The 26,386-nt window shown below is 54.4% G+C and carries 27 protein-coding genes and 1 tRNA gene; 12 read left to right on the top strand and 16 right to left on the bottom strand.

Annotated elements, in window-relative coordinates; translation table 11 throughout:
- Positions 1–315: 315 nt before the first annotated feature.
- The 5 genes from ACR0MP_RS15890 (at position 316) to ACR0MP_RS15870 (ending at position 3,319) form a co-directional block, all read left to right on the top strand.
- On the top strand, positions 316–558 hold the full coding sequence (locus ACR0MP_RS15890) for an EF-hand domain-containing protein (protein ID WP_170408038.1): 243 nt from the start codon (positions 316–318) through the stop codon (positions 556–558).
- Between the two features lie 164 nt (positions 559–722).
- Positions 723–1,415, top strand: coding sequence for an SOS response-associated peptidase (locus ACR0MP_RS15885; protein ID WP_170408036.1), 693 nt, complete (start codon positions 723–725; stop codon positions 1,413–1,415).
- Positions 1,415–1,753, top strand: a complete 339-nt coding sequence (locus tag ACR0MP_RS15880; protein ID WP_480887308.1) for a hypothetical protein — start codon at positions 1,415–1,417, stop codon at positions 1,751–1,753. The genes ACR0MP_RS15885 and ACR0MP_RS15880 overlap by 1 nt, the downstream gene beginning before the upstream one ends.
- A 462-nt stretch (positions 1,754–2,215) precedes the next feature.
- Positions 2,216–2,818, top strand: coding sequence for a helix-turn-helix domain-containing protein (locus ACR0MP_RS15875; RefSeq protein WP_170408032.1), 603 nt, complete (start codon positions 2,216–2,218; stop codon positions 2,816–2,818).
- A gap of 63 nt (positions 2,819–2,881) precedes the next feature.
- A complete protein-coding gene (locus ACR0MP_RS15870) occupies positions 2,882–3,319 on the top strand; it encodes a hypothetical protein (protein ID WP_170408030.1) in 438 nt (145 codons plus the stop codon).
- A 99-nt stretch (positions 3,320–3,418) separates the two neighbouring features.
- Here ACR0MP_RS15870 and ACR0MP_RS15865 read toward each other — a convergent pair whose 3' ends face one another.
- Positions 3,419–3,793: a thermonuclease family protein gene (locus ACR0MP_RS15865; RefSeq protein WP_170408028.1), complete on the bottom strand. Its 375-nt coding sequence runs from the start codon at positions 3,791–3,793 to the stop codon at positions 3,419–3,421.
- Positions 3,794–3,952: 159 nt separating this feature from the next.
- On the opposite strand from ACR0MP_RS15865, the gene ACR0MP_RS15860 reads away from it, so the two are divergent.
- Positions 3,953–4,606 (top strand): hypothetical protein, encoded by a 654-nt coding sequence (locus ACR0MP_RS15860; RefSeq protein ID WP_170408026.1) that lies wholly within the window; start codon positions 3,953–3,955, stop codon positions 4,604–4,606.
- Here ACR0MP_RS15860 and ACR0MP_RS15855 read toward each other — a convergent pair whose 3' ends face one another.
- The 5 genes from ACR0MP_RS15855 to ACR0MP_RS15835 all read right to left on the bottom strand — a co-directional run bounded on the left by ACR0MP_RS15855 (position 4,607) and on the right by ACR0MP_RS15835 (position 7,283).
- Positions 4,607–5,290, bottom strand: a complete 684-nt coding sequence (locus tag ACR0MP_RS15855) for a JAB domain-containing protein (protein WP_480887312.1) — start codon at positions 5,288–5,290, stop codon at positions 4,607–4,609. It lies immediately after the preceding gene.
- Between the two features lie 95 nt (positions 5,291–5,385).
- A complete protein-coding gene (locus ACR0MP_RS15850) occupies positions 5,386–5,625 on the bottom strand; it encodes a hypothetical protein (RefSeq protein WP_170408022.1) in 240 nt (79 codons plus the stop codon).
- 337 nt (positions 5,626–5,962) lie between these two features.
- Positions 5,963–6,490, bottom strand: coding sequence for a hypothetical protein (locus ACR0MP_RS15845; RefSeq protein WP_480887315.1), 528 nt, complete (start codon positions 6,488–6,490; stop codon positions 5,963–5,965).
- Between the two features lie 410 nt (positions 6,491–6,900).
- A complete protein-coding gene (locus ACR0MP_RS15840) occupies positions 6,901–7,080 on the bottom strand; it encodes an ArsR/SmtB family transcription factor (protein WP_480887317.1) in 180 nt (59 codons plus the stop codon).
- Entirely contained in the window at positions 7,077–7,283 is a 207-nt protein-coding gene (locus tag ACR0MP_RS15835) for a hypothetical protein (RefSeq protein WP_480887319.1), read from the bottom strand. The genes ACR0MP_RS15840 and ACR0MP_RS15835 overlap by 4 nt, the downstream gene beginning before the upstream one ends.
- Before the next feature lie 295 nt (positions 7,284–7,578).
- Between ACR0MP_RS15835 and ACR0MP_RS15830 the strand changes: the two genes are divergently transcribed.
- Entirely contained in the window at positions 7,579–8,604 is a 1,026-nt protein-coding gene (locus tag ACR0MP_RS15830; protein WP_480887321.1) for a Hint domain-containing protein, read from the top strand.
- A gap of 502 nt (positions 8,605–9,106) precedes the next feature.
- On the opposite strand, the gene ACR0MP_RS15825 is transcribed toward ACR0MP_RS15830, so the two are convergent.
- Positions 9,107–9,182, bottom strand: a tRNA-Thr gene (locus tag ACR0MP_RS15825).
- Between the two features lie 127 nt (positions 9,183–9,309).
- Between ACR0MP_RS15825 and ACR0MP_RS15820 the strand changes: the two genes are divergently transcribed.
- From ACR0MP_RS15820 to ACR0MP_RS15805, 4 genes are all read left to right on the top strand, one after another.
- On the top strand, positions 9,310–10,536 hold the full coding sequence (locus ACR0MP_RS15820; protein WP_480887323.1) for a YcaO-like family protein: 1,227 nt from the start codon (positions 9,310–9,312) through the stop codon (positions 10,534–10,536).
- Positions 10,533–11,870: a TfuA-like protein gene (locus tag ACR0MP_RS15815; RefSeq protein WP_480887325.1), complete on the top strand. Its 1,338-nt coding sequence runs from the start codon at positions 10,533–10,535 to the stop codon at positions 11,868–11,870. The genes ACR0MP_RS15820 and ACR0MP_RS15815 overlap by 4 nt, the downstream gene beginning before the upstream one ends.
- Positions 11,871–11,882: 12 nt before the next feature.
- Positions 11,883–13,193 (top strand): gluzincin family metallopeptidase, encoded by a 1,311-nt coding sequence (locus ACR0MP_RS15810; RefSeq protein WP_170397993.1) that lies wholly within the window; start codon positions 11,883–11,885, stop codon positions 13,191–13,193.
- Positions 13,194–13,330: 137 nt separating this feature from the next.
- Positions 13,331–14,251: a pentapeptide repeat-containing protein gene (locus tag ACR0MP_RS15805; protein WP_170397991.1), complete on the top strand. Its 921-nt coding sequence runs from the start codon at positions 13,331–13,333 to the stop codon at positions 14,249–14,251.
- A 101-nt stretch (positions 14,252–14,352) separates the two neighbouring features.
- On the opposite strand, the gene ACR0MP_RS15800 is transcribed toward ACR0MP_RS15805, so the two are convergent.
- Positions 14,353–15,117, bottom strand: a complete 765-nt coding sequence (locus ACR0MP_RS15800) for a nuclear transport factor 2 family protein (RefSeq protein WP_170425438.1) — start codon at positions 15,115–15,117, stop codon at positions 14,353–14,355.
- Between the two features lie 181 nt (positions 15,118–15,298).
- Here ACR0MP_RS15800 and ACR0MP_RS15795 point away from each other — a divergent pair, with 181 nt between their 5' ends.
- The gene (locus ACR0MP_RS15795) at positions 15,299–15,676 is read left to right on the top strand and encodes a winged helix-turn-helix transcriptional regulator (protein ID WP_170397987.1); all 378 of its coding nucleotides are present in this window, start codon (positions 15,299–15,301) and stop codon (positions 15,674–15,676) included.
- Between the two features lie 27 nt (positions 15,677–15,703).
- On the opposite strand, the gene ACR0MP_RS15790 is transcribed toward ACR0MP_RS15795, so the two are convergent.
- From ACR0MP_RS15790 to ACR0MP_RS15755, 8 genes are all read right to left on the bottom strand, one after another.
- Positions 15,704–17,473 carry an adenylate/guanylate cyclase domain-containing protein gene (locus ACR0MP_RS15790; RefSeq protein ID WP_170407986.1) on the bottom strand — a complete coding sequence of 590 codons (1,770 nt, stop codon included), beginning with the start codon at positions 17,471–17,473 and terminating at the stop codon, positions 15,704–15,706.
- Between the two features lie 78 nt (positions 17,474–17,551).
- On the bottom strand, positions 17,552–18,187 hold the full coding sequence (locus tag ACR0MP_RS15785) for a GNAT family N-acetyltransferase (protein WP_480887326.1): 636 nt from the start codon (positions 18,185–18,187) through the stop codon (positions 17,552–17,554).
- Between the two features lie 175 nt (positions 18,188–18,362).
- Positions 18,363–18,662: a lipid-A-disaccharide synthase N-terminal domain-containing protein gene (locus ACR0MP_RS15780; RefSeq protein ID WP_039542759.1), complete on the bottom strand. Its 300-nt coding sequence runs from the start codon at positions 18,660–18,662 to the stop codon at positions 18,363–18,365.
- Positions 18,659–19,420, bottom strand: a complete 762-nt coding sequence (locus ACR0MP_RS15775; protein ID WP_170407982.1) for a glycosyltransferase family 2 protein — start codon at positions 19,418–19,420, stop codon at positions 18,659–18,661. The genes ACR0MP_RS15780 and ACR0MP_RS15775 overlap by 4 nt, the downstream gene beginning before the upstream one ends.
- 141 nt (positions 19,421–19,561) lie before the next feature.
- Positions 19,562–21,046, bottom strand: a complete 1,485-nt coding sequence (locus ACR0MP_RS15770; protein ID WP_480887329.1) for an ArnT family glycosyltransferase — start codon at positions 21,044–21,046, stop codon at positions 19,562–19,564.
- Between the two features lie 138 nt (positions 21,047–21,184).
- The gene (locus tag ACR0MP_RS15765; RefSeq protein WP_170407978.1) at positions 21,185–22,174 is read right to left on the bottom strand and encodes a C45 family autoproteolytic acyltransferase/hydrolase; all 990 of its coding nucleotides are present in this window, start codon (positions 22,172–22,174) and stop codon (positions 21,185–21,187) included.
- Between the two features lie 8 nt (positions 22,175–22,182).
- Positions 22,183–23,631 (bottom strand): biotin carboxylase, encoded by a 1,449-nt coding sequence (locus tag ACR0MP_RS15760; RefSeq protein WP_170407976.1) that lies wholly within the window; start codon positions 23,629–23,631, stop codon positions 22,183–22,185.
- Positions 23,632–23,653: 22 nt separating this feature from the next.
- Complete coding sequence (locus ACR0MP_RS15755) at positions 23,654–26,386, bottom strand: aminotransferase class I/II-fold pyridoxal phosphate-dependent enzyme (RefSeq protein ID WP_170407975.1); 2,733 nt, start codon at positions 26,384–26,386, stop codon at positions 23,654–23,656.

Below are 26,386 nucleotides of genomic sequence, written 5' to 3'. Positions count from 1 at the left end.
TCTGCTAAATGACATTCAATCTCAAAACTCCTGATGGGTTTCCGCATTATTAAAGACCACCACCCGCGAAACCAAACATGTCAGAGGCTTTGAGCGGAGCATTGCCATATTACACGGTTCAGCTCGGGCATTAATTGCCTAGCTATATTAGGGGATTTTTGCCCAGCAGACCTTTGCGCGAGCGACTCATGAAAACACGCGGAGATTGGCGCATAATCTATCGATTCACGTATGGCGGGTGACGCTGCGTGCACAAGTGTATTTCTAGTTCGTGTCTGGACAGAAACACCCAATTCTCGCTTAGGAGCGAATACAATGAAAACCAAACAAGTCGCAGTTCTTGCAGCGGTCGCCTTTGCATTACCCACATTGGTCGCCGCACAATCTGCAGACGCCAACGGAGATGGTGTACTGACCATCGAAGAGGTGCAGGCTGTCGCCCCGAACGTTGATGCAGAGACCTTTTCTGCCATGGACGCCAATGGCGATGGCACATTGGATCAAAACGAGATTCAGGTTGCAGAAGAGGCAGGGGTCTTACCCCCCAGCAACGGCTAACCTACAGAGTGAGAATGGCGGCCCAATCCTCCCGGGGTCGTCATTCTGGTTGATTTTCATGCAAAGCTTGGTGGAATGGCGTGAGAACCCGTCAAACTAGTTTCTTGGCTTGAACAAACAAAAAATGTTCACTAAACGTTTCTCCGCTCCGCTATGCTCACCGAATGTGCGGACGACTCGGCAGACCCGAAATGACATGGGCAGAGCTTTATGATCTGCAGAACTGGATCGTGAACGGCGTTCCTATCCCAACTGAGCGCGATCCAAACGCCAAAGACCTGTCCATGAGCTGGAACGTCAAGCCAACTCAGATGTTGGATATGGCGTTCATCCACGACGACCGGCTGATAAGCTCTACGGCGCGCTGGTGGCTTGTACCGCACTGGTTTAAGGAAGACGTGAAACAATGGAAGCCCACCACTTTCAACGCAAAGATAGAAACGGCGCATAAACTGGGTTCGTTCCGAGTCGCTTGGAAGAGCAGCCGGTGCATTATCCCCGCCAGTTTCTACTATGAATGGACAGGCCCCAAGGGGGCCAAACAGCCATGGGTTATCAAGACAGATACCAATGACCCCTGCATGTATTTCGCAGGCCTCTATTCGCGCCTCTCGCCTGGTCTGAACACCTGCACAATTCTCACCCGCCCTGCGTTGCATCAAATCGAACACATACATGCACGGTCACCGGTAATTCTAACGAACGAGAACCTGGTGCCGTGGATGTCAGGCGAGATTGACCACGACGAAGCGCAGAACTTGGGCACGGAATGGGATGGACGGATGCGCTATCACAAGGTCGCGCCGATTGGCCGCGATGATGACGGGCCCGAGTTAATCGACGTTATCGAGGCTTAATGGCAACTCGCAGCAGATCCCCGAAGAAAGCAGCAGATGAGAAGTATTTCCCTATCAAGGTGCGTGTGCTCGTTCCCGAGGAGGGGTTCGGATATCGGCTTCATGAGATCCACAATTGGCTTGATGCCCATGCAGGTCGGGGACGTTGGGGCTGGAATGCGGATAGTGTGCTATCGCGCGGATCTCGGGATGCGACGTCATTCTATATGCTGGACGAGCAATTGATTGCGCCGTTCATTGAGGCATTTGACCTAGAGCTTGCGCAAGGTGAAGCGGACCTGTGCGGCGACGAGTCATTCAAGCTCACTGCTTGCCTCCGTGACGATACTTGCCTTTAATCAAACTTGTTATTTTTTCGCAACAATAAATAATTTGAGGATGAGTCGCTTGAAGGCGACCTGTTGACTTTTAAAGCTATAGCTTTAGTTTGGAATTAGAGAAAATGCGTCATGTTCGCCTTAGACATCACTGTTCACTATGTGAAGCTATTGAAATGTTGGGAAAAAAAGAAATCCCGGTAATAGATAAGTTGGAGGCGTATAACCTCTTGAAAGAGGTCTCAAAGCAAGAAGCCGGGGCAATAGACTGTTTTGAGCGGGTCGTCGGCGAAGAGGACGTTTTTACTTTTCTTAGTGATAGCTATCGGAATGGAGGATCTTCAGCATCTATCTTTATGACGATTAAGTACAAAACTACTTTTGACGGAGTACTGCATGTGTTGCCTGCGTTTACTTCCTCTCAAGTCGAGTTGGATAGTGCATTGCGACAGACACTAGAGCGTCGAGATAATGGATCATATCATGACCAACACGAACCACACTGAAACCGACTTGTTTTCCTTGAACTTGGATGAGCTAGCGGAAGTTCTAGGCTCCACGAAGGATGAACTGGCTGAAGCGCAGGCAGTATTGGATGCCGTAAAGCTTTTTTCATATCGGATCAAAGAGATGCGAGCTTCAAGAGGTATTACACGCGCGGAGCTGGGTAGGTTGATTGGGGTATCTGAACAACGTGTTGCTCAGCTTGAAAGTGGTACACTTCGGAACGCGCCAAACATAAAGAACTTTGCAACAATTACTCATGTTTTGAAGCATAATTTTGCGCTTGATACCAGCGCTGAAGAGCTTGCGACGGCTGAAGCTACCGTGGCGGTTGGAATTGAGAAGCAGCGCGAGCTCGAGGAAAAAAATGCAGAGCTAACAGCCCTGTTATCAGAAAAAAACATGATGATACTGCGACTTAAGAGACAGGTGGTACAGCTTACCAATCTAGTAACAAAGCTAAGGAGGAAGCTGGGATACAGTGCGCGCAAACCGCAGTTGCAAGAAGGACCATTACTTAAAAGAAGTCTTCGAGGCACTACGAGTGCAATGACGTCTGTATTAGCGGTGAAAAAGCTTTGAAATTCTCTTCGATGACAAAAGAAATCTTGTCAAATTATCGGCTTAAAACAGCGAAATGCGTACATGGCCCAGTATAAAAAAATTCAGCGGCCAAGCGTCTCGTGGTTTATTGGTCTCATAGTTATCGCACTATTTGTCTTCAGCGTGCTTTTGGCCGCTTCAAGTAGTTGGCCCGGTATCCTTGCAATAGGTTCAATGCTTTCATCTGCTTTAGGCGCTTTTCTTTTACTTTCAGCAACATGGTCATCGATCAAGACAAGAGAAGAGTTGTGCTTGCTGACAATTTCAAGAAGCGATCCGGGAGACTTTGCGAGCGTTCTTGCTAACATGCAGGGCGAGGTCGATAAAAAGGTGTTCGACGACCTGGGACGCGAATGGAAATTCAACCTGACAGGAGTTGTCCTGATAATGATGTCGCTAGGATTATTCTGGATAGACGTGATAGTCGTGGAACGTAGCTTGAAAACTTGCCAATCCGAAACTACGACTAACGAGTGTTAACTCATCACTTTGAATCAACACTAAAACGCCCTAGACTTCAAATTGTGGGGCCATTTCTTTCATCGTTGAACGTTTGCAGATTTATTAACCCCCTCAACGCTACCTACAATACTTGGCTCGTCTGAGCCGTGATTTAGCCGCTGGTGTCTCCAGGTGGCGATACCTTCCACCAGAATAGCGCTTACAATCGAGCGCATGTCCTGCGGCGATTACAGCGGCACCTATGTCTTGTCCGTCGGCGAAGCAAACCCCAACCCAGCGGTCATGGGTGCGTTCGCCGTTCAGTTTGCATTCTATGGATTTGCCGCGAAGATAGTTGACCATCCAGCGCTTGGCTTTCTGACCCGACTGTGTGCCGAGTTCGGGCGCATCAACGCCGTTCAATCGAACAGGTGTGCCATCTACAACAATGGTATCAGCATCTCGGACATGCAGCCCACCTGCGATTGCTGAGGTGGCGAGCGAGATGGCCATGAATGCGAAAAATGTTCTTATCAAAATATCCGTATACCCTTGCTACTGCAAATCACTGACTTTTCTGATAAGATGATCCGATAGAACGACCGAATTTAGAACCTATGAACTTCCTAAAATCTTTGTAGTCAAACATTCTAGTCAAGCTGGAGACATACAATGGACCGGCGAAGCACAATAAAACAATTAGCAGCTTTTTCTGCATTCGGACTTTCAAATTCAATTGGAGCAAACGAGGCCCACGCAGAGTACATTTGTGGTAACGCATTCCCGTATAATGGAGGGATGGTGCGACAATGTAGTGTCGGGTTCCGAATCAATCGCGTTACTGCTCTACAAGAATGTGACCAGTGGTGCTGGGCTGCCTGCATCGAATCCGCATTCGAACTTTACGGCTTTAGAGTTTCCCAAGAAGATATTGTGCAGAAGGTCTACGGGCCAAATGTTCCCTGTCTTCCGAGTGTTGGCCCAAACATCGCTAAAGCTGTAGAGGGATACTGGACTGACGAGCGCGGTGATGAGTTTTACGCTGAACTTGAAACGCACACCGACGTTCAGTTTGGGATCCATGACCCCTTTGCCCTTCAGAACGCATCACGCTATCTAGCAGATGATATTCCAGTAATAATCGGTTCTCTCGGGCACGCTACGCTTTTAACAAGTATGACCTGGCTTGAGGACAACTTCGGGCAACAAAGACTCACGGAGATTGTCGTTCGAGATCCTTGGCCCTACCGACAAAATAAACGACTGCTTACTGCTCAAGAGCTTTACGGCGCTACCTACCTTGCTGCAGTTTTCGTTGACTACTAGTCAGAGCATATCGCTTTCCCAATAGCGGCGTTGTCTATCATCCCCAACCCGGAATTGTTCCACTTCACGGTGCGCCATTGCGGTACGGCAGTAAGTCACCAAGTCTTCCCACGACGACACAACATCCCGTTTCATTATCTGTGCCTGCGCCATTCTGTGCCCGAAGGCTTCTACAACGCGCAGGTGGTAGAAAACCCAGTCGTTAGCACCATCCACCTTGAGAATTCGGTGCTTTGAGGCTGCAATGATCCCATTCAGGTCACCGAACTCAGCCAGTAGACGTTTTGCTAAAGGTTTGACGTCGATCCTCGGAATTGCATTGAACAACAGCAGCTCCAAAAGCTCATATTCCGGCATTGGATCGTGACCGCCTTTGAGAAAGCGTTGCCGCAGTCGCTCACGATGCCCCCAATAGTGAGGCCGGTTAACCCCATCCTCGTCTTTAATCAGGCCACCACCAGCAGCATTCTTTCGTGAAAGTCGGTCTCGATACACATACGATGGAGAGTGTGCTGGTTCAGTGATAGCGTCGGGCGGAGCGGAGCGCGCATTCAGCTCTTCTAGTCCCTTCAATTCTTCCTCTGAAAAGCCACCTTGCCCATCGTGCTTAACTAGCTTACCGAACCTCTGCTTATCGCGGCCTATGACCTCTTTGAGATTGTCCAGTATCGCCGACTTTTTCATGGCTACCGCTCCATGTACCAATCCTAGGACCATGCCCAAAAGTTGGTTAACGAGTGGTAAAAACGTCAGATGTGGTCTGAAATGGAACCCATGTCTCAAGCACGCTGATTAAAGATAAACTCATCCACCAGCATGAATGGCTTCAGTTCGAACGGCCCGCTATCCGTCGCCTTTTTTGCATGCGATTTCCGGCGCTCAATCTCGTTTAACAGAAAGAAGACACCGGCAGGCTTACCAACGAGGTCGAATGGAACCTCGATCCCTTTGAGCGTTGACCTTGCTTCAGAGTACGCCGCCACAGTAGCCCCCGTTGCTTCGATCCTGCACCATTTCATGCGCAGTATCGCGTGGGAATGCTACGCAACTCCCAAAGAAAAAAGCAATACCAAGCCCTTAGTCGGCAAAACCAATGCGCTAATTTTGTCGCTATTCGGAATACCACCCTAAGATTACCCTAAGGTTTGCGCCGCCCTTCCTTTCCACAATGCAGGAAACAAGTTTGACCTTCCACAGGTTGTTGTTGCGTTTCGTGGGTCCGACAGCGAAGGTCAGGTCGTTTCTCACAGCGAGGGGCGCTAAACAAAGTAATCAGCACGGATGACGACAACCTGGCCACTCCGTCAACTTACCCGAAGCAGTCCCGTTCATGGGCTCCTCACCAGGCCAATGCAATCAGATGTGAGCGTCTCTCTCAAAAGTCGCGGCTTCTCTTTTGAGATAGCGGCAATGGCTTATGAAGGCCGCTACGAATAAGAGCAGTGAAAACGCAACCAGGTAGCTGTTTGATTCTGTTGCGGAAAGGTTCTCCAATCTGGCTACCCCAATTGTTAAGAGACCTAGGACGGATGAAACATACATGAAGTGAATTTGCGATGCCCATTCAGATAAGTATTTCTGCAAGTTTCCATTTTTGGCGAGGTTTTTCCATCGAGTAATATCCATATCGAGTGGCGTCGAGTCGCTCCCCACAATGCGCACGGCACAATAAAGTAAGACGGGGTAAATTAATGCGCGATACATGGAATATGAAGCAGAGCCGATTAAGAAGGAAATCAAAAACATACCCGCCAGAGCTATGCTTGGGGCATTCTCTAGTAGCAAGTAATTTAGAGGTTCTTTGAATCCAATCACCAAATAGATTGGAGGAATAGCGCCCGTGGCCAAGTACCTCAGAATTTCATTTAACTTAAGTGAATCCATAGTGTTCGCACCTAGTCAGCTTCTTAAGGTTTGGCCGATGCCCCAACTTGGATTTATTCAACAGCAGGCTCAACGGAATCCTGCCTCAAATTTGGTTCGTACCGGCCACATCCTGTTTCCCCGAAACCTAATTAAACTTCTCGTTGAAAACAAAGGTAAATTTCTAAAAGTCGTTAAGTGCTATTTTACCTCACGTTTGCGTGGATGTTCCTTTCCTGTTCTTACTTTCTGAGAGGTAATATGGTACCTCTATTGCAAGCAACCAAGGACGGACAAAAGGCGATGTTTGACCCAGTACTTAAGGGAAAGCACAGAGCAGAACCTATCCAACGTTCGCTGGACCATCACAGACCCCAATGTTGATGCCAGATAGGCCATGCAACTGGTCAAGGAGATGTCCAGGCGCAAAGTCACAAACGAGCGATGTTTTGTGAAACCGGCACTTGGCGAACCGACAAAGCGTCAACCAATTCACCAACAGATTTTTCACCTTCGGAAAGGTGGTAAAGAATGTGCAATCGCCCATCGTGTGCGAAGGCTTTCAGATAATCAGAGGCCTCGCTCATGCTATCTGAGGTGCGTGTTTTCATCTCTTTGCCGTGGAAAGAGGATCTCGTGTCTTGAGCTTTTCGGCCCACATGTCGGCATGTTCCTGCAAAAGCACCGAGCGCGTATCGTAAAGCGCCATGAGTTGACTACCCGCCCACATTGCCATGCTCTTTTCCCATTCGTTGGCAGCCAGCTCGTACGCGTGGACGACGACTGATTGGGCGGTTGCGGGGATAAACTTCATCTGGAACTTGCCTTGCTACTCATTCACTGCACTCAACCAACTTAGTCGTTGAATCACAGTGAATTTTGTCACTCAGGAGACGTTGTTGGGGCAGAAACCTAAATTCTGCTTACGCCGTTTAGCAGGTTTAGCGGTTATAGTAGAAGTCAGGTCCAAATCTGAGTTTTTAGTTGACCTTTCCCTACGGCACGTTCCAAAGCAGCCTCGGTACCGTAACAGAGCTTTATCTTTTCTCCATTAGGTTGCATTCTTCCAATTGAGCTATTGATTGGGTTGTACATCGAGGGATAGCGCTTTGGCTTTCATTACGATTCTTGAAATTGACAATGATCCGTTAAGCTTCACAGACGTCACCGTGCTTAACTCTTATCAGGTAGAGATTGTTGATAATGATGATACGCTTGAAGATCCTGATGCAGATGGAAGCCAGCAGCTCGACGTTTCGGGGGTACCTAATTTCTTAGGTGACTCTACCAACTTTCAAACGTTTGAAACCTATAGCGGTGACATAGGCGGGCAGCCTGTAACATTCACACTGGTTCAGTTTTCCAACCCCCAGTACATCATTGTTACATCTGGCGATGTGGATGTCGGTGACACGATAGAAAAAACAAACAACAGCATCGTTACTGCACCTCCTTCAGATTACGACACTTTGCCATCCTTTGTATGCTTCACACTGGGGTCGAAGGTTTTGACACCTCTGGGCTCACAACCAATTGAGACCTTGCAACCCGGCGACCTAGTGACAGTTTTCGATGGAACAGCAAAGCCTGTTCGCTGGATCGGAAAACGACGCCTCACCGTTGGCGACTTACAGCAAAGTCCGCATCTCTGTCCGGTTCGTTTTCGTGCAGGTAGTTTCTCACGCAAATGCCCGACACGGGATCTGACGGTTTCGCCACAACATCGGATTGCTGTTACCTCGCCAGACATGCAGCTGTGTTTCGGCGAAAGCTTAATGCTAGCGCCTGCCAAGGGCTTACTGGATGGTGAAATGGTTTTCCAACTCCCACCCGACCAAGAAGTTCATTACATCCACGTACTCTTTGACCAACATGAGCTAATTTGTGTTGAAGGCGTGTGGTCCGAGTCCTTTTTCCCCGGCGATACTTCTCTAGACGCGATGGATCGCGCAACACTGCGCGAGGTTTTCGAGTTATTTCCCGAGCTGCGTCAGAGAAGAGGACGATTTGCCGAAACCATCCTGCCCACACTGAAACCATTTGAGGCAATTTTACTGCGCGAAGGTCTCTATTCGCCCAATGAGATGCCATGCACTGTCAGACCTGAGAACAGGGGTCACCAGTTTAATCTATGAATACCAGGAAAAAAATGTTTCTGAACAACATGTGCAAGTTAGAATTCTGGTTGTTTAGTACTTCCTTTGAAATTGGTTTATCCAACCAAGCCGGGACGTCGTCAAAGAACTCCAGGTGTTCTTTTCATCAGTCACCTTTATTGACCAAAACCACTCCAACCCCATTGGCCGTATCACCTGCATCCAGGAATTGAATGCCTTGGGCTTCGTACCATGCTTTAACCGCAGCAATTGTCGCGGCATTTGGTCCACGCACGCTTTGAGGCGTCTGTGCTTCGGTTCGTGAACGCCGTGTGATGTGGGCCTTAGACTTGCCACAGGATTCAGCGCTAGGTAGCGCTCAACGTTTCGGCATATATCTTGTAAGTGATGCTATCGAACTATGAGATTTGTCCCCCAGCAACATTGACCGTTACAAGGTGAACAAGGTGGATGAAAGGGTGGATCAAAGAGCTACATGAACATGCAAATAATTGATAAGATTAATTTTTCATAGATTATATGGTGCCTCAAGAGGGACTCGAACCCCCGACCTTGTCCTTACGAAGGACCTGCTCTACCAGCTGAGCTATTGAGGCGATGCGGAAGCTCGTTTAACGGCAGCGCGCGGGTCATGCAAGCGTGGATTGCCGGGCCGGTGCGCGGTTGACCACTACGCATTCATCCCGCATCCTGACGCCAACATGATCCGCCCGGCGGGTTACGATGGTTTATCAGATATTTGGCAAGGTCATTTGGATGTCCGGGAATTCGCAGAAGTCTTATGTGCTAGACACCCACCGGCTGCGCGACCCGGAAGAGACCCTGGCCATCGTCAAACCATTCCTCAAGCAGATGGGCATAACCCGGATCGCCAACCTGACGGGACTGGACCGGGTTGGATTGCCGACAGTGATGGTGACGCGGCCAAACTCGCGCTCGGTCGCGGTGTCGCTGGGCAAGGGGCTGTCGCTGAGCGCAGCCCGGGCTTCGGGCGTGATGGAAGCGATTGAATCCTGGCACGCAGAGCGGATCGAACTGCCGCTACGGCTGTCCAGCTTTGCTGATCTGGCGGTGGAGTATGTGGTCGATGCCGACCGTCTGCCCAGCGTCACCGGCGGGCAGTTCGACCCTCATCAGGCGATACTGTGGGTGCTGGGGCGCGATCTGCCCTCGGGCCAGCCCTGCTGGGTGCCGTATGAGATGGTGGACACCGATTATACCACCTCGCCCGTGGCTGGGCAGCGGGCGTTTCCGCGAACGACAAACGGGCTGGCGTCCGGTAACAACGTGACCGAAGCCAGTTGCCACGCGATCTGCGAGTTGATCGAGCGTGACGCCACAACGCTGTGGCACCATCAGGGCGCAACCCCGCGTGTTAATCCCCGTACAGTGGACGACCCGCGTTGCCTTCAGGCGATGGAACAGATTTCTGCGGCGGGGCTTGATTTGGGAATCTGGGACACGACCTCGGACATCGGCATCGCCAGCTTTCGCTGCGCGATCTGTGAGGGCGGAGGCACGACGGGCCATATCGGCATCGGCGACGGCTGCCACCCGGATCGCGCCATTGCCCTACTGCGGGCGCTGACCGAAGCGGCGCAAACACGGCTGACCTATATCTCAGGGGCGCGCGATGATCTGGACCCGGAAGAGTTTTCAGACACTGCCCGGAACTGGCGCAGCGGATACATCCGCGAACTGATCGATGGCTCGGCGCCCATCGGTGATTTCACCGAATGCCCAACCTACGTGACCGGATCTTTCACGGATGACCTGTCTTTGTTGCTGGCGCGCCTGTCCGAGGCAGGCATAGATCAGGTGGTCACTGTTGATCTGTCGCGACCCGAAATTGACATCGCAGTGGTGCGCGCGGTGATACCGGGCTTGGAAGCGCCCCATGACGATCCCGACTTTGTCGCAGGCCCCCGTGCGCGAGCGGTGATGTCATGAGTGTGGTTGTTTTTGTCGGGCCGACGCTACGGGCCGAAGCCGTACGCGAACATCTGAACGCCACTATTCTACCCCCGGTTCAGCAGGGCGATGTGTATCGGGCAGTGCGGGAAAAGCCGCGTGCGATCGGGATTATAGACGGGTATTTCGACGGGGTGCCCTCGGTCTGGCACAAGGAAATCCTGTGGGCCTTGGAGCAAGGTATACCGGTCTTTGGTAGTGCCAGCATGGGTGCGCTGCGCGCGGCAGAGCTGGCGGATTTCGGGATGATCGGGATCGGCCAGATTTTTGAGGGTTACCTGAATGGTGCCATCGAAGATGATGACGAGGTAGCGGTGCTGCACGGCCCTGCCGAGCTTGGCTTTCCACCGCTGAGCGAGCCTATGGTCTCGATCCGCGCCACCATTGCGCAAGCCAAGACAGCGAGTGTGTTGTCGTCTGAGACGGGCGACGCGTTGCAGCAAAAGGCGAAAGACCTGCACTACCGTGACCGGGTTTGGGATCGCATCCTTGAGGGCGTTTCGGACCCGCAACCCTTTCAACGATGGTTGCCCGAGGGACAGGTGGATGCGAAAGGGGATGACGCCCGCGCGATGCTGGCTGAGATGGCCCGCTTTCTGAATGCTGGAACGAATGTGTCAGACTCACATCGCACCGAACGGACGCTGGTCTGGCGTGACCTCTGCGCTCGTGTGGATCGGGAAGCCGCACAACAGGATAGCGAGGCGCGGGCGCTAGTGGATGAGCTGCGGCTTGATCCGGTTCTCTACGCGCATCTGCGTGATCGCGCAGCGTTAGGCTTGCTGTCTAAGGACGAGACCCGCCGACAGGGGTTGGACCCGGATAAAGACGCCGTGGTCAAGCAGATGACCGAACATCGGCTGGAGGCCCGGCTACCCCGCCATGCGGATTTGCTCGAATGGCTGGAAGAAAATGACCTGACCCTTGTGCAGTACGAGGCGATGCTGGCCGACAAATCCCGTGTCGATATCGCAATCCAAACGCTGGCCGAGACAATGGATGCCGCTTTGCTAGCCGAGCTTCGACGCTCGGGCGACTACAGCGCGTTGCGCGACCGGGCCCAGCGCAAAGCGGCGCTGCCGCTGGACCCGAGCAACGCCGCAATTCGAACGCGTGCCTTGGTCTGGTATTTTGAAACACGTCTTGACCAGAGGGTGCCGGATGATCTTGACTCCTACGCGATCGGGCATGGCCTTGAGGGGCGCGATGCCTTGGTCGATCTGATTGAAGCCGAGTTCCTGTTTTGCCACACCAGCGGCGATCAGGTTGATCAAGAGCCAGGCTTGGCAACAGGTCTGCGCGCAGGCGGATAACGGGAGGGAAAAATGGCAATCTGGCCCGACTATTCAGAGAATGACCCCCCCGGCACACGGTTCTTACTATATCCGCAATCGCCCTTTTTAGAGCCGAATTCTAAGCCCGAACTGGTCGAAATATCGGCCCCGCAAGGGACCATAGGCCCAGGCCCATCGGGCCCCCGCATGTATGCGATGTACCCGGTCGACAAAACGACCCCCTATGGCGCGATGATCGAGGGTGAAGACGGCCCCGAGATGTATCTGCCCGCATGGGACGGCTATATCCTGCCGCCGCCCGAGCCCGATGAGTTTGGCAATTTCATCCATATCGATCCCGAGGACCCGGCCTTTGAAGCCGCCCATCTGTTCGGAGCGGCCCATTTCACCATGGATGTGTGGGAGGGCTATTTTAATCGCCCGATCCCCTGGCATTTCGCGCGTGATTTCGAGCGGCTTGAGCTATCGTTGCTGCCAAGTCTAGATAACGCGCATATCGGTTGGGGATTTCTGGAAACCGGTGGCACTCGCGATATCGGTGACGAATACCGCCCCTATAGCCTGAACTTCGATGTGGTCGCGCATGAGATCGGCCATGCCATCATCTACAGCGTGGTCGGCATGCCATCCGAAGAGGATGCGACCGGCGAATATTATGGGTTCCATGAATCGGCGGCCGATATGGTGGCGCTGTTGGCGTCGCTGCATTTCGGCTCGGTCGTGGATGAATTGCTGAAAAACACGCGCGGCAACCTTTATACCTATAACCGGCTGAGCCGCTTTGCCGAGCTGTCGCAGAACTCGCAAATTCGGATCGCCGCCAATGACCGGACGCTTTCTGAATTCTCGCATGGATGGTCCAGCGAACACGCCCTGTCGGAACCATTGACCGGGGCGATGTTCGATATTCTGGTCGATATCTACCACGAACGACTGGTAGCACATGACGTGATCGACCCGGAGATGGAGGAGCTCTCGGACGAGTTGGAAGGGACCGACGAATACAATGCGATCATGCAGGACCTGTTCGACGAACATTACGCAGCCGACCCCGAAGGCTTTCGGGTTGCCCTGATCGAAGCGCGTGATTTGCTGGGGTCCTATCTTGCAGATGCGTGGGAGAAATTGGACCCCGATATGCTGAGCTACTTCGGCGTTGAACGCGCCTTGGTCATGGTCGATCACGAGGTCACCGGCGGCGCATTCCGGCAGATTATCGAAGGCAATTTCCGCATGCGCCACATCGGATTGACAGCGCCCGGCCCCCGTTTGACCAAGCCCGACGGGACGAGCCATGCCGCGTCGGTTCGTACGCTGTCACCCGAGGTGAATGAACCTTAAAGTCTTTGTTTTTCCCCCGCTATTGTGGCAGGTTACGCGCACGGGGTGATAATAGTGACATTCAACGCGCACTGAATGCGCAAACCGGGACAGGCGAGGCAATCGGCAGCGTCGACCCCCGATAGGGAGAAAGTGATATGTCTGAGTCCTTACTCAGTTTTTCCGAGGTATTACTGTTTGGGCGAGAGTTAAGTGATTTAAAACTGAAACAACGCTCGGTCCGGTTGGCCGAAGAGGTTGAGGAAGACTACGACTTCAGTAAGAAATTCACCAAAATCGACGGCGTACATGTCCGGGAAGACGATCGTGTTCTGGTCCAGGTCGGGGATGCGGCAAACGAAAAGTCCGGCATCTACAAGGTCATCAAGGACGGCGACAAGTTCAAGTTCGACAAGCGGAAGAAGGTTCCGCACGACTCGTTTGTCTATATACGCCGCGGACGTCAGTTCAAACATACCCACTGGCAGCAGATCGCGAACCGTCACTCGGAGCAGCTGTTCATCGAGCAGGATGGCCGCCGGAGGGGTCGCGGCGTCAATAATTTCATCGGGGACCAGTTCGGAGGCGATGCACGACTGGCCCGGATTTACGGCTTCGCCTATGACGGCACCTATTACGAGATGCCAGAACCCACGATCTTTCTGGTGCATGGCGAAGGCGAGAGCGCGACGGGTGGCAACCTGCCCCATGGCTTCAAGCTGCAGACCAGCAATGACGCTAACGCGCCGGACACCACACAACAGGCCGCACGCGCGCCGATGAACCCCTCGGTTTCGGGCGTCGCGGCAGCGGATTACCAGATGGCCAATGACATCCGCGTCTGGAACTACGATCAGGCCGATTACACCATCCGCATGGATATCGCAGCCGGTCAGATCGAAGACGTGCTGCTGGACGTCTACTTTGAGTATGACGCACCGATGATGTCCGGAGCCAAGGTCTCGGGCGCCAAGGTGAGCGGGGCCAAGGTCTCGGGCGCGAAGGTCAGCGGGGCCAAGGTGTCCGGTGCTAAGGTGTCAGGTGCCAAAGTCAGCGGCGCAAAGGCACGTGGTGAATAGGAAGGCTGAAATGATCCTGACCGATTGACGTTTGGTTTTATTCCAACGTCTGCTTTGGGTTGGCGGGCCATTTATGCCTGACCCGCCATCCCTTTCGAAGATCAGAACTTGCCGTTTTCGTGCGCCATTTCGGCTGGCGTAGGCGAAACGACGTCCCAATGTTCAACGATCTTTCCATCTTCGACGCGCCATAGGTCGAAGAAGGCCCAAGGGTTCCCGCTGACGGTGGCATCTGAGGCGACAAAGACAAAGTTGCCTTCGGCCACCACAATCTGCGGCTCGAATTTGGTGATCACATTCCCCTGCTCTGCCCAGGCTTTGGTGCCCTCGATCAGGCCATCGATCCCATCGGCAAGCATTGGATTGTGCTGCATATAGACCTCGGAATACATCGGAGCTTTCTCAGGCGCGGCACCGCCCAGAACGTCACGCACAAACCCCAGAACCAGCGCCTTGTTTTCTTCTGTTTTCTCAAGATCGGTGATCTCGGTCGGCCCATCTGTCATGCCACGGCCCGACACTGTTGTTTCGGGAACGGGCTGCAAATTGTCCCAATGTTCAGCAACTTTGCCATTCTCGACGCGGAATATGTCAAAGGCGGCGAGGGTCGGTGCACCAAAAGCGTCCGCGTTGTCGAACGTGCTGTGCAATACAACCATATCGCCCTCGGCGATGACCCGGTGGGTAGTTGCAGTCATCCCGGATTGTTCGACCAAAGGGATCAGGCCGGCCAGGCCTTCGGCTCCGGTCGGGACTTGCGGGTTGTGCTGAATATAGTCCGGGGTAACGAGCTGTAGCGCTGCTTGCGGGTCATGTTCAGCAAAGGCAGCCGTAAAAAGTGCGATTACAAGTTCTTTGGGGGACATGTTGATTTCCTGTGATTCGTATCTACTGGATACGTGGTAGCAAACTCATACTACATTTCAATTACGTACTTTAAAATGACCTGGTATGCTTGAGGCTACTGCCCGAATTTTCAGGGAGTTGTACCGAGGCCAACGTGACGCTATTGTGCGATTAAGTTTTGAAACAATACCAGAGATTGATATGCTACCAATTGGTGTTGCCAACAAGGCAGAAGCTTCCAACTGCTCAATCCGTTCCGTACTGTCCAATGTGACGGGCAAATGGCGGATGATCATCATCCTTGCGCTGGAGGATGAGCCGAAACGCTTTGGCGATCTCAAGCGCTGTATCGGAGACATCACACAAAGTGTGTTGACCGAAAACCTGCGCGGATTGCAACGTGATGGCTATTTGACCCGCACCGTCGATCCCGGACCGCCAGTGGCAGTGTCTTATGAATTGACACCTTTGGGCCGAAGCCTGCTTGAAATGCTGAAACCGCTTGTCTTCTGGTCGCATGAGCAGATGGATGAAGTCAGGCGACTACGCATGCAGTTCGACCGCGAACAGGCGAGTTGATTTTTATAGGCGAGATCGGGCAGCAGCTCAGAACCCGGCCTTTTTGAGCCCCTCGACAAAATGCTGCGTGTCGTCGGACAGGCGGTCTGGCTGAACCTTGGCCCAGCGCGACAATGAGAAATTGGGATGCGCTGCGCGGTGTTTGTCGGCGATCTGGCGGGCCATTTCCAGCTCGCCCTTATGGGCATAGCTGGCAGCCAGCACGCGCTGCCCCTCGGTCGGGTTGTTCATCTTGTTCACGCATGAGATCACGTCGTCATAGCGTTTGAGATTGTAATAGGCCCCGCCCAGATGCCACAGGTACTGATCGGGGAAATAGGGGTTCAGGCGCATCGCCTGCTGCAGATGTTTGATGGCGGTTTCGTTGTCGCCCCAATGGGCCAGCGCATCGGCGTAGTCCGAATGCATGTCCGCATCGTTGGGGTTAAGCTGCAGGGCGCGTTTGTAGGATTCGATCGCCGAGTCATGCTCTTTACGATAAAGCTGCACATAGCCCAGCTCTCCAAACCCGCGCGCGTCTGTGGGGTCAAGCTCCACCGCACGCTGAGCCAGCGACAGCGCCTTGTCCAGCGCGCTGTTTGGGTCTTCGGTCCAGGAATAGCGCCAATCGATGTTGAGCGTGCGTGACAGGGCTGCTGCAGCCCGAGCATAGCCGCCGTCGCGCTCAAGCGCGGATTCGTAGCAATGCTGCGCCTTGCGGTTGTCGTTGCGGGTGTACTTGAAAATATGGTGCTGCCCCTGCAGAACCGAACCATAAGCCCGCAGGTCTGACGGGATTGCCTGCACCATGCGCAGCTTTTCATGCGACTCGATCATGACTGCGGTGGCGGCAACGATGCACTCGGTCACCTCATCCAGGATGTCGAAGATATCATCGAGCTTACGGTCGAACCGTTCACCCCAGATGGTGCGTTCGGTGTTGGCGTCGATTAGCTCGGCCGTGATCCGGATACGACTGGACGAGCGGCGCACACTGCCGCGCGCGATATAGCGCACGTTCAGACGCCGAGCGGCCTCTTGCGGCGACATCGACTGGGTCTTGAAGAAGAACGAGGAATTCCGGGCAATGATGAACAGGTTCCGGAACTTGGACAGGTTCATGATGATGTCGTCGGTCAGCCCTTCGGCGACCCAGCTGTCATCTTCATCCCCGCCTTGGCTAGTAAAGGGCAGCACCGCAACCGACGGGTTATCGGGCCTTTCAAGCACTTCCAGCTGCATTTCTGGACGTAGGGTTGCGGCCATTGTTGCACCCTCGACCTCGGTTCGGACACAGTAGGTCGCGACCGGAGACATAATGTTCTTGAGCTGCTTGGGACCGAGGAATTCATAGCCATAGCGCAGGCGGTTACGGATCTGTTCATAGACGGCTGCGCTGACATAAACCCGTTCTGGCTCAGCAATCTCCTGCAGGCGGGCAGCGATATTGACGTTGTCACCATGGATACCGCGTTCGTCCATCAGAACTTCGCCCATGTGAACGCCAGCGCGGAATTTGATGTTGTGCTCATCATCGCGCGCCTGATTATGTTCCGCAGCGATCCGATGCAGTTCGATGCTGAACTCTACCGCACTGGTCGCCGTGTCGAATAAGGCAAGGATGCCGTCACCGCGCACTTCGATGATTTTGCCCTGATACTTTGAGCAAGCCGATTCAAGCTGCGAAAGCAAAGACTTCAACGCGTTATACGTATCCATCTCGTTCTCGCTCATCAGGCGGGAATAGCCGACAACGTCGGCAAAAAGCACCGCGCCTAGTTTCTGTTTTATTGATGCGTCCGAACCGGTCGTGTTCACTGGCAATACTCAATTGTGTTGTCATGTCGAATCCGACAGGACTGTTTTAGCAAAAAATGACTCAGAATACGTAACATTTTAGGTATCTGCACCGGAATCGGGGGGCCAAGACCACCCAGAGGCAACAAAACTGACCACTGTTTGGGCGCCTAACTCCTGCGCGAGCACCTCTCGACGCGCGATCCAGTCCTGCTGCAACATGCCGACGACAACCATGTCATGGAACTGCCCATCCGCGAACCAGGCCTGACGCATCGTGCCCTCGATCTCGCAGCCGATTCGCTGGATCAGATCGCGGCTGCTGTGATTGTCGGCCCGGTAATACGAGGTGATACGGTTCAGCCCCAATTGCCGGAATGCGAAATCCAGCATCAGCGCAACCGAACGCACCGCCACGCCATGTCGACGGATGGATTTGTCGACAAAAACCGGAACCACCGCATCCCTGTTGACGCTGGAAATTGCTTCAAGCCCGGTCATCCCCACCAGATCACCACTGTCAGATTCGATTGCGAACCAGCATTTGCAGCAGTCCTTTGAGGCGTTTATCGCGTCTTCCCAATATTGCTCGGTCTGTACCAGGTTCTGCGGAATGCGCGACGTACGGTCGAACAGGGCCAGGTCATGGATATCCTGAAACCAGCGCGCAACTGTTCCCAGATCCGCCTTTTCCAAAGGGCGCAATCTGAACAACCGGGGTGAGCTATCGGGCAAGAGAAAATATCCTCCGAGTACAATTCTGAAAATCTATTCGCGGGATACTAGCACGAAAATTTCAGAAACAATAAGAGGTTGTTCACACAACGCAGCCGTAGGCCGCTACCCGCTGAACGGGTGCAACCGACAAACTTGTAATGGGTGGCAGGTCGTAAAGAAGCGTTACGATCAATCAGCGGTTTTCAGCGCGAATAAGGAAGATGTTGCGCAGGTAGATGGACAGGCCCATCGACTGACCCAGAATAAAGACCGGGTCACGGCGATAGATCGCATAGCTCAGCAGGATAAGCCCGCCGCCGATCGACAGGTACCAGAACGCCATCGGGATGACGGATTTCTTGGCGCGCTCGGACGTGATCCATTGCACGATAAACCGGGCGCTGAACATCAGCTGACCGGCCAGACCGATAAAGACCCAGAGCGCCTCGGTCGGGCTGTCGACGTGCAGGATTTCCAGAATGGTTTCTTTCATGACCGGGACGCCTCGGTTGCGGAAACGGATTTGGCGCGGCGGGTCAGCCAGACGACGCCGAACAGATCCCAGATGCCGACCATGGCCCGCCCGAAATTGGTGTATTTGGATTCGCCCGACAAACGCTGCTGATGCGCCACATCCACCAGCGCGATATTCCAGCCATAGGCCTTAAACAGGGCGGGCAGATAACGGTGCATATGATTGAAAAAGGGCAGATCGAGGAAAGCCTGCCGTCGGAACGCCTTGAAACCGCAGCCGGTGTCGCGGGTGCCGTCTTTCAGCATCCAGCCCCGCAGTGCATTGGCAAAGCGCGAGGCAAGCTTCTTTGACGCAGTGTCTTGCCGGCCAACCCGTTGCCCCGCCACCAGGCCAATCGAGGCATCACCACCCGACACCAGCGGCGCCCAAATCTTTGGCAACTCTTCCGGCGGGTTCTGTCCGTCGCCATCCAGCGTACAGCAGATATCCGCGCGTGCTTCCTTGACGCCGGAATGCACGGCAGCACTTTGGCCACCGGCCGTTTTGTGCTGCAGGATGCGCAGTTGCGGACAGTCTTTCTGCATCTGTTGCAGCGCCGCAAAAGTGCCATCGGTCGATCCGTCATCAACCGCGACAATCTCGAACGCGGGCAATTCGGTCGCAGCAGTGCAGATGCCCTGGATAAGACCAGGAACAGCCCCCTGTTCGTTATGCATGGGAATCACGATCGACACAGTGGGTCGATTGTCAGCGTTGGCATCATGATCAGCATGCATAGTGGATAGCTTTACTTGTTTCAGTCTCAGGGCTTTTGCGGGATCAACGGCGAAAATTCAAGTGGTCACCGCATGGCAGGCCAACATCAGCGCAACTTGTTGGGGCATTGTTCAGCGATGGGGCGGATTGCACCGTGTCTCCTATTCAGGGGCGGGCGTGACACCGGTTGCTGACCAATAGACCAAACCGTCAACCGCAGTTGGCTGCGTCTCGAGCCCGATCAGGTCAGGTGCCAGCTCAGACAACTCACCCTCCGAACAGAGCCCTCGCAGAGGGCCGGTGGTATAGCCGAACCTGTCGAGGTATTTGTGCAGCTCCAGCCGTCTGAGGTAGACAAAGCGCCTACCGTTGGAAGCAAAGACCGATGCGGCCCCGGGCGGTACGCGCAACTTGCGGTCATAGGCGCAGAGCAGCAGGGTTTCATCCGGCTGCAGCATTGCACCCAAAGGGGTCAAAATCTCGGCCTCGGGCACGCCCAAGCGTACGCGGCCCTTGCCCAGATCGGTGGCATCGCGGTCATAGAACAGGCCGCCTGCAACAAAGACCAGACCCAGCGCGGCCACCATCCCGGCCCAGCGCAGGCGCTCGACCGAAAACAACAAACCGGTTGCGGCGACCATCAGCATCGGCAGGATCAGCAGGGTGTAGCGTGCATAAACCTTGCCGGCTGCGGCCCACATCATGATAATGAAGAACGCGGCTATACCTGTTGCAGCAAGAAGTCTGGGCCGCTTTTGCAGAAATGGCAGAGCGCAGATGCCGACAAAACCCAGCAGCCGCAACCACGGCTCGCCCGCGATGATCAGATCATAGAGCTTCCCGAAGCCGCGATCGCTGAGCGATGGGCGAAAACGATCCAGCATCTCGCCTTTGATGTTGCCATCAAGCGAGTCGCCAAAGAGGAACCGAAGCTCTTGCAGGATCGGCCAGGCGAAGGCCAGCGGGATCGCAATTTTGAGCGTCCGGCGAAACGTTCTGTTCTGCCAGATCTCGCTGAACGGTTCCGTCTGCCATCTGTTGGTCAACTTCAGCGTCAGTAGTGCCAGCGCTAGAAAGGCCAGCGGGGTTGGGCTTTTCTGCAAGGCGGCCAACACCAGAGTTGCGCCGAAATAAGGCCAGTATTTCGGCTTTTCCAACGCTGCCAACAGGGCTGCAATTCCAAGGGTCGAAAAGAAAACCGCACCGGTATCAAGCATCGCGGATGTGGCGTGTTGCCAGAACTGAAGCGACGTGGCCACCAGCAGGACCGAAGGCAGCATAGCCCAGGGGCTGTCCGGGATCATCACCCGCGCCAGTACGGCCGTTGCCATCAGCGCGCCCAGCGCAAAGATCATCGACGGCAGGCGCAAGGCCAGAATATCAGATACGCCAAACTCCATCAGCAGTGCAGACATCCAATACTGCATGGGCGGTTTTTTCAGGCTGGGTTCGTTGTTGGAATAAACCGCCAGCCAGTCCCCATTGCGCGCAAAGCCTGTACTGCGGTCATAAGTGTAGAATTCATCGTAGTGATAGATGTTCCCAACACCCAGATCAGTCAGATACCAGGACCAGACCAGGACCATCACCAATGCGGTGGCGAAGTAAGGAAGCAATCTTAGCCAATTTGGGGAGGTACCGGTCATGCTTTCCGTGGTCCTATCGCGTCATAGAAATATGTGGTGTTGATCCCGCCGGGCCTTGTTTGAAACTGCCGCGCGTCGCGCTCCCATTATTGCGTCGCCCGTCCAAGAGCAAGAAGTTTAGAAGGGCGACCGCGCTTGTCAGACTGCAGGCTCGGCCTCGTCGGGCAACATCAGGCTCAGCTCACCCTCTTTGAAGCCATCGAAGGACAAGTCCCAGCTGGCACCGGGCCAAAGCAGTTGCAACTGCTTCTTCGCAGGCCGATAGACCGCAGTATAGAGCGTGCCGAAACCTGATCTGAAAGCCGTTGAATAAAGCGGCGGACGCAGGAACGCATCGATAAACCGCTTCTCGCTTTCCGGGTGCTGGTTGAGACGGTTGAGCAAGAACCTTTCGCGTTCCACGGTGGCCGTAAAGCGCGCATGGGTGGACCATTCGACATGGCCCTGATGGTTTGTCGCCACTGGTTGGTCCGAGATTTGCGGGTGCCGGTCCGGGGCAAGGTACACCGTGCTGTGATTGTGTTTCGCATCCAGAACGGTGACGTTATAGCTCATATGACAAGGGATGCGGCACAGGCAGTCAACCGCTTGCGCAGTGGTCTCGCAGGTTTGAAGGACATAGCGCAGGATCAGCGGCACGCCAAAGCCGTCGCCGACCTCGCGCCGCCCGCCAAAGGTGAGCGAGACCGTCAGACCGGCATCGTTGATGCCATCAAGCAGACCCAGAACGCCGTCGCTCATCCCGATGATCCCGCGCCCGCCCCATTGGGTTTTCAGCAGAGCAGCGTCAAAGGTTTTTGGATGGTAGTCGTAATTGCGCACCAGAAACGGTGTCTTGCCACGCCAAATCGCCTGGCTGCAGCCCGAAAGATATTTCGGCGGGCAGTAAAAGCTGAGAAACCGTGCCTGGCTATCGCTGCCGCCGACCAGTTCGACGATCTCTTCGTACAGCGGCAGAATCTCGGGCATGTGTTTTTGCAACGCGCGGAGGCATTCGCGATAGGTGGGGCGGGCCGAATACCCCTCTTGCGCCCACCATTTGCGGTAGGCGGGCCAGTATTCGGCAAACAGCCCGGCCAGCTTGGGACCGGGCTGTTCCTCGTCAATTGAGCGAAAAACAAGCGCCATAGGGCTTTCTACATAATTTTGAACGCGGGGTCTTCCATCGGCTGTGCCGCGGGCAGCGGTTCAGCCGTATAAGCCGAAGTGATCCCATGAATCCACTTCTTCGATTTGTCCGTCAGTTTAAAGCCCTTGGTCATTGACCGCCCGCGAGTCACGAGGATACCCAAATCAGCGCCCTCATAGCGGTAATCACCGACATTCGAGATACGCAGGAAGAACGCTTCGTTCTCGCCCACCGCGCGGCGGTGATAGTCGAACCGGTCGAACACGACGCGGCCATCTTCCAGCATCTTGTAGATGCCCGATTGTGGGGCCTGCGTGATCCGGTCGACACTGTCATCGGTGTGTTTGATTACCATTTGCGACCAGCTGTCGATCATGTCCGGATCCGCCCAGCGGGCATTCAGTTCCTCGACATCCAGCTCGAAGGGCTTCTTTGAAAACTCAAGTAGATGGAACAGAAACAGTGGCGCATCTGCGTGCGCAAAGGCCGCGTGGTTGGTCATCGAGCTGGCGCCAGTGATACGGGGGTTCAATTCGCCCAACCACAGTTCGTCGGTTTTCTTATCGATCAGGAAGTCGAGTTCGAAATAGCCGCGATAGCCTGATTTGCGCAGCTCTTCCCCGAATTGGAAGGTCAATTGCCGCGCCTGTTCACGTGCTTTCGGTGGAAAGGCGGTTGAGAAAATCTCATTCCCGCACCAGCCGCCGCGATAGGGGGTAAGTTCCTTGAAGCCCACAAGCTCAGTCATCAGCGGGCCAACGATGGTACCCTCCGAGGTCGCACAAGCCTCGATCGCCGCCCCGCGACAGTCGATCCGCTTCATTATCTTGATCTCGCCTTCGCCGATGATCTCGTCTTTGTGCTTGTTGAAATCGGCCTCGGACTTGATGAAAAACGTCGTATGGCCACTGTCGCCGAAGGCGGATTGTAGCACCAGATCATTCCCCAATCCGGCCTTTTCGCAGATCTTTTTCAGGTGATCATAGCTTTTGACAACGCTCAGCGTGTTGGGCACCGAAGGCACACCCGCCTTATTGCCGATACGGACAGTTTCGATCTTGTTGTCACATTTGGTGCGCAGCTTGGCTTTGGGGAACCACAGCTGACCGCCCAGCTCCTTGACCAGCTTCTCGGTCGTCTCGTCGAACATCAGGAAGACAAACTTGGGCTTGCCGCCGCGCCGCTTGACCAGGTCGATGACCTCTTTGTGCTGCAGCAGATAATTGTTGATGTCTTCGATGGACTGAAACTCATCATGCGGCATTTCCGAAGGCACAAACACGTTCGGATGTCGCCCGTCAAAGCAATCCATGTAGCAGATATAGGTGAAGTTCATCACCCATTCATCCAGCCCCAACAGGTTGAAATTGGTTGCCGATACAAAATAGATCGGGTCCTTGTTGGTATGGAAATACCGGCGGATTTCCGAGATGTTTTTCAGCACCTTCTTTGGCATGATTGTTGTCCTCCCTGACCCCTTAGGGGTTCTTTACTGACTTCAAAGCGTCTTCGGTAAAAATGCGCAGGCCCAGATCGGCACGGAATCCATGGATTTCCGAGACGTCCAGTTCCTGCATGAATTTGAGGATTTCGGGGCTGATCACCTGCCCCGGTACCAAAATGGGAAAGCCCGGCGGATAGGGAATCACGAAGGTGGCCGAGACCATCTCTTCCCCGGCTTCGAGCCGTTCCAACATCTCCTTGTCGGGTTCGACATAGTCGCAATTGTCTTCGTCATAGGACAGGAAAAACGCCGTACGGATGTCACCGGCTTCGGTACCTGCCTCACAGCGGAACGCATCGTGGAACCGACTAAAATCGGGCAGAGGTGGGACGTGTTCGCTCAGGTTGCTGACGCGCTTTTCGAAGGCCAGCTTCTCCATCTTGGACGCATCGTCCATCAGATCGTCGAGTTCCTTGGCGATCTCGACCAGCACCTCGATCAGATAGGCGACCGAACTGCGCGTGGTGCCGATATTGGTCATGAACAACACGGTATTACGCGAGGTTTTGTTGATCTGGATGCCGTATTTATCCATCAGGATCTTGGTCTTGAAGGTATCGCCATCCCAACCGGTCGCGCCCACATGCAGCGTGATACGTGTGGCATCCAGAACAAATTCGTCCCGCGCCCAGCAATCCCAGACATCGGCCCAGCCCTGATCGGGATCGAAATAGCTGGTCATGCCGCTTTCGCGATATTGCTCGGGGATCATGTCACCCGCTGTGACCAGCTTGAAATACTTCCTGAGCAGCGGATGGGTCGTCACGGCCCGGCGGATCGCCATCGCGCTTTCGACCTGCCGCTGGACGAACTCGTACCCTTCGATCTCGACCTGCCTGCGGCCCACATCCAGCGAGGCGATGATCTGATAGTTGGGCGAGGTCGAGGTGTGGGTCATATAGGCCTCGTGAAAGGCCTCTTCCACCGCGCCTTTGAACTGCTGGTCGTTGACATGGATCATCGAACCCTGCCGCAATGAGGTCAGCGTCTTGTGGGTTGATTGCGTCGCATAGACCCGGACCCGCGCGTCAGGCGGCGCGATCAGGCGGGCGTTTAGCAATGTTTCGTCATCTGCACCTTCGAGAGCCGCCTGTTGGGCCTCGTAGGCCTCGGCATGTTCCGTCGAACGGAACTGTTCGCGCAGGATATTGGCCGACCGCATTGCCGTGCGCACACGAGAATTGGGCGCAAACCTTGCATAGGCGAACCACGCCTCATCCCACAGGAAAACCAGGTCTTTCTTGATCGCGAGACATTCCTGCATCACCCGCTGCACATTGTAGACGATGCCATCGAATGTACAGTTGGTCAGCAGCACCATCCGCACACGATCAAGCTTCCCAGCAGCGCGTAGGGCCAACAGTTTGTGCTTGATCTCTCGGATTGGCACCGCGCCATACATCGAGTAATCGTGCAGCGGATAGCTGTCCATATAGACGACGCTCGCCCCAGCCAGCACCATGCCGTAGTGGTGCGATTTGTGGCAATCGCGGTCGATCAGCACGATATCTCCGGGCCGTACCAGTGCTTGCACAACGATTTTGTTGCAGGTCGAGGTGCCGTTAGTCGCAAAAAACGTCTGTTTAGAGCCGAATGCGCGTGCGGCAGCCTCTTGCGCCTCTTTTATCGGGCCCTTCGGCTCCAGCAGCGAATCCAGCCCGCCAGACGTGGCCGAAGTTTCCGCCATGAAGATATTTGATCCGTAGAACGCCCCCATGTCCTGAATCCAGTGGCTGCGACTAATCGATTTACCCCGGCTGATCGGCATCGCGTGGAACACGCCCGTGGGCTGTTTTGAGTATTCCTTGAGCGCCGTGAAGAACGGTGTCTTATAGCGCCGCTGCACCCCGCGCAGGATGTTCAGGTGCAATTCCAGAAAGTCTTCCTGATTGTAGAAGACCCGCCGGCACAGGCCCAGATCGAGACCGGCAATATCTTCCGCCGAACGGTCGGTGATTAGATAAGCGTCCAGCTCGGGGCGCAGCATGCCGATCCTGCGGCAGGTTTCAGGGCCGTATTCCGAGGGGGACAGCGCATCAAGATCGGCGCCCTCGCCATAGAGGCTGATATAGCGGCCCAAAACATTGGTTTCGTTCTTGGACTTCAGGCTAAGGCCCGGGCGAACAATGACCGCCTGTACATTCTGGTTGAACAGAACCCCGATCAGCGCATCCTCGACACTGGGAACGACAACGGTTTCATAAATAAACGGATCTTCGCTGCGGCGCATCCGTTGCAGGCTGGTTTGCAGGAACCGTTCCTGATGTTCGTTGACCTTGTCAACGATCATCACTTCGAAATAAGGTCGGCCCAGCGCGCGGGCTTCATGGCTTTGGGTGGACTCGTCCTCGAACTCATCAACCTCGGTCTCATCCGCGATCAGCGGGATCGAGCGGCGACGATAGGCCCCTGAGGTCAGCGCCCGCGACACCCGGCGCACGGCGGTTGAGAAATCGCCAAAGTTTCCATGGTCCAGCAAACGACGCAGATAGTCGAACGCCGATCCGCCCGGAAAAGCGAAATACACCTCGATCGGGGCCAGCGCCTGCAGCAACTGCCGTGCCCGGTCCCGATCTTTTTCGTTACCGCCCTGATCCAGAGACTCGGCCGTTTCCCGCAGCGCGCTCCATCGGTCTGCCCTCAGTTGCGAGGCGCTGTAGTAGTCCGAGATGGTGTGGAGCTTTTCGCTATCGGAAATGCCGTGCAT

This window comes from Ruegeria sp. K3, from assembly GCF_056531845.1.
This window is presented reverse-complemented; position numbering and strand designations above follow the sequence as displayed.

What these genes read in the sequence shown, in the direction of transcription:
- ACR0MP_RS15810 (WP_170397993.1), top strand. Translation starts at nt 11,883, where the DNA reads ATGGCAATCTGGCCCGACTATTCAGAGAATGACCCCCCCGGCACACGG.
- ACR0MP_RS15770 (WP_480887329.1), bottom strand. Translation starts at nt 21,046, where the DNA reads ATGACCGGTACCTCCCCAAATTGGCTAAGATTGCTTCCTTACTTCGCC.
- ACR0MP_RS15855 (WP_480887312.1), bottom strand. Translation starts at nt 5,290, where the DNA reads ATGAAAAAGTCGGCGATACTGGACAATCTCAAAGAGGTCATAGGCCGC.
- ACR0MP_RS15880 (WP_480887308.1), top strand. Translation starts at nt 1,415, where the DNA reads ATGGCAACTCGCAGCAGATCCCCGAAGAAAGCAGCAGATGAGAAGTAT.
- ACR0MP_RS15805 (WP_170397991.1), top strand. Translation starts at nt 13,331, where the DNA reads ATGTCTGAGTCCTTACTCAGTTTTTCCGAGGTATTACTGTTTGGGCGA.
- ACR0MP_RS15800 (WP_170425438.1), bottom strand. Translation starts at nt 15,117, where the DNA reads ATGTCCCCCAAAGAACTTGTAATCGCACTTTTTACGGCTGCCTTTGCT.
- ACR0MP_RS15860 (WP_170408026.1), top strand. Translation starts at nt 3,953, where the DNA reads ATGGACCGGCGAAGCACAATAAAACAATTAGCAGCTTTTTCTGCATTC.
- ACR0MP_RS15840 (WP_480887317.1), bottom strand. Translation starts at nt 7,080, where the DNA reads ATGAAAACACGCACCTCAGATAGCATGAGCGAGGCCTCTGATTATCTG.
- ACR0MP_RS15845 (WP_480887315.1), bottom strand. Translation starts at nt 6,490, where the DNA reads ATGGATTCACTTAAGTTAAATGAAATTCTGAGGTACTTGGCCACGGGC.
- ACR0MP_RS15820 (WP_480887323.1), top strand. Translation starts at nt 9,310, where the DNA reads ATGGTTTATCAGATATTTGGCAAGGTCATTTGGATGTCCGGGAATTCG.
- ACR0MP_RS15850 (WP_170408022.1), bottom strand. Translation starts at nt 5,625, where the DNA reads ATGAAATGGTGCAGGATCGAAGCAACGGGGGCTACTGTGGCGGCGTAC.
- ACR0MP_RS15885 (WP_170408036.1), top strand. Translation starts at nt 723, where the DNA reads ATGTGCGGACGACTCGGCAGACCCGAAATGACATGGGCAGAGCTTTAT.
- ACR0MP_RS15780 (WP_039542759.1), bottom strand. Translation starts at nt 18,662, where the DNA reads ATGAAAGAAACCATTCTGGAAATCCTGCACGTCGACAGCCCGACCGAG.
- ACR0MP_RS15865 (WP_170408028.1), bottom strand. Translation starts at nt 3,793, where the DNA reads ATGGCCATCTCGCTCGCCACCTCAGCAATCGCAGGTGGGCTGCATGTC.
- ACR0MP_RS15755 (WP_170407975.1), bottom strand. Translation starts at nt 26,386, where the DNA reads ATGCACGGCATTTCCGATAGCGAAAAGCTCCACACCATCTCGGACTAC.
- ACR0MP_RS15875 (WP_170408032.1), top strand. Translation starts at nt 2,216, where the DNA reads ATGACCAACACGAACCACACTGAAACCGACTTGTTTTCCTTGAACTTG.
- ACR0MP_RS15795 (WP_170397987.1), top strand. Translation starts at nt 15,299, where the DNA reads ATGCTACCAATTGGTGTTGCCAACAAGGCAGAAGCTTCCAACTGCTCA.
- ACR0MP_RS15890 (WP_170408038.1), top strand. Translation starts at nt 316, where the DNA reads ATGAAAACCAAACAAGTCGCAGTTCTTGCAGCGGTCGCCTTTGCATTA.
- ACR0MP_RS15775 (WP_170407982.1), bottom strand. Translation starts at nt 19,420, where the DNA reads ATGCATGCTGATCATGATGCCAACGCTGACAATCGACCCACTGTGTCG.
- ACR0MP_RS15835 (WP_480887319.1), bottom strand. Translation starts at nt 7,283, where the DNA reads ATGAAGTTTATCCCCGCAACCGCCCAATCAGTCGTCGTCCACGCGTAC.
- ACR0MP_RS15870 (WP_170408030.1), top strand. Translation starts at nt 2,882, where the DNA reads ATGGCCCAGTATAAAAAAATTCAGCGGCCAAGCGTCTCGTGGTTTATT.
- ACR0MP_RS15815 (WP_480887325.1), top strand. Translation starts at nt 10,533, where the DNA reads ATGAGTGTGGTTGTTTTTGTCGGGCCGACGCTACGGGCCGAAGCCGTA.
- ACR0MP_RS15760 (WP_170407976.1), bottom strand. Translation starts at nt 23,631, where the DNA reads ATGCCAAAGAAGGTGCTGAAAAACATCTCGGAAATCCGCCGGTATTTC.
- ACR0MP_RS15765 (WP_170407978.1), bottom strand. Translation starts at nt 22,174, where the DNA reads ATGGCGCTTGTTTTTCGCTCAATTGACGAGGAACAGCCCGGTCCCAAG.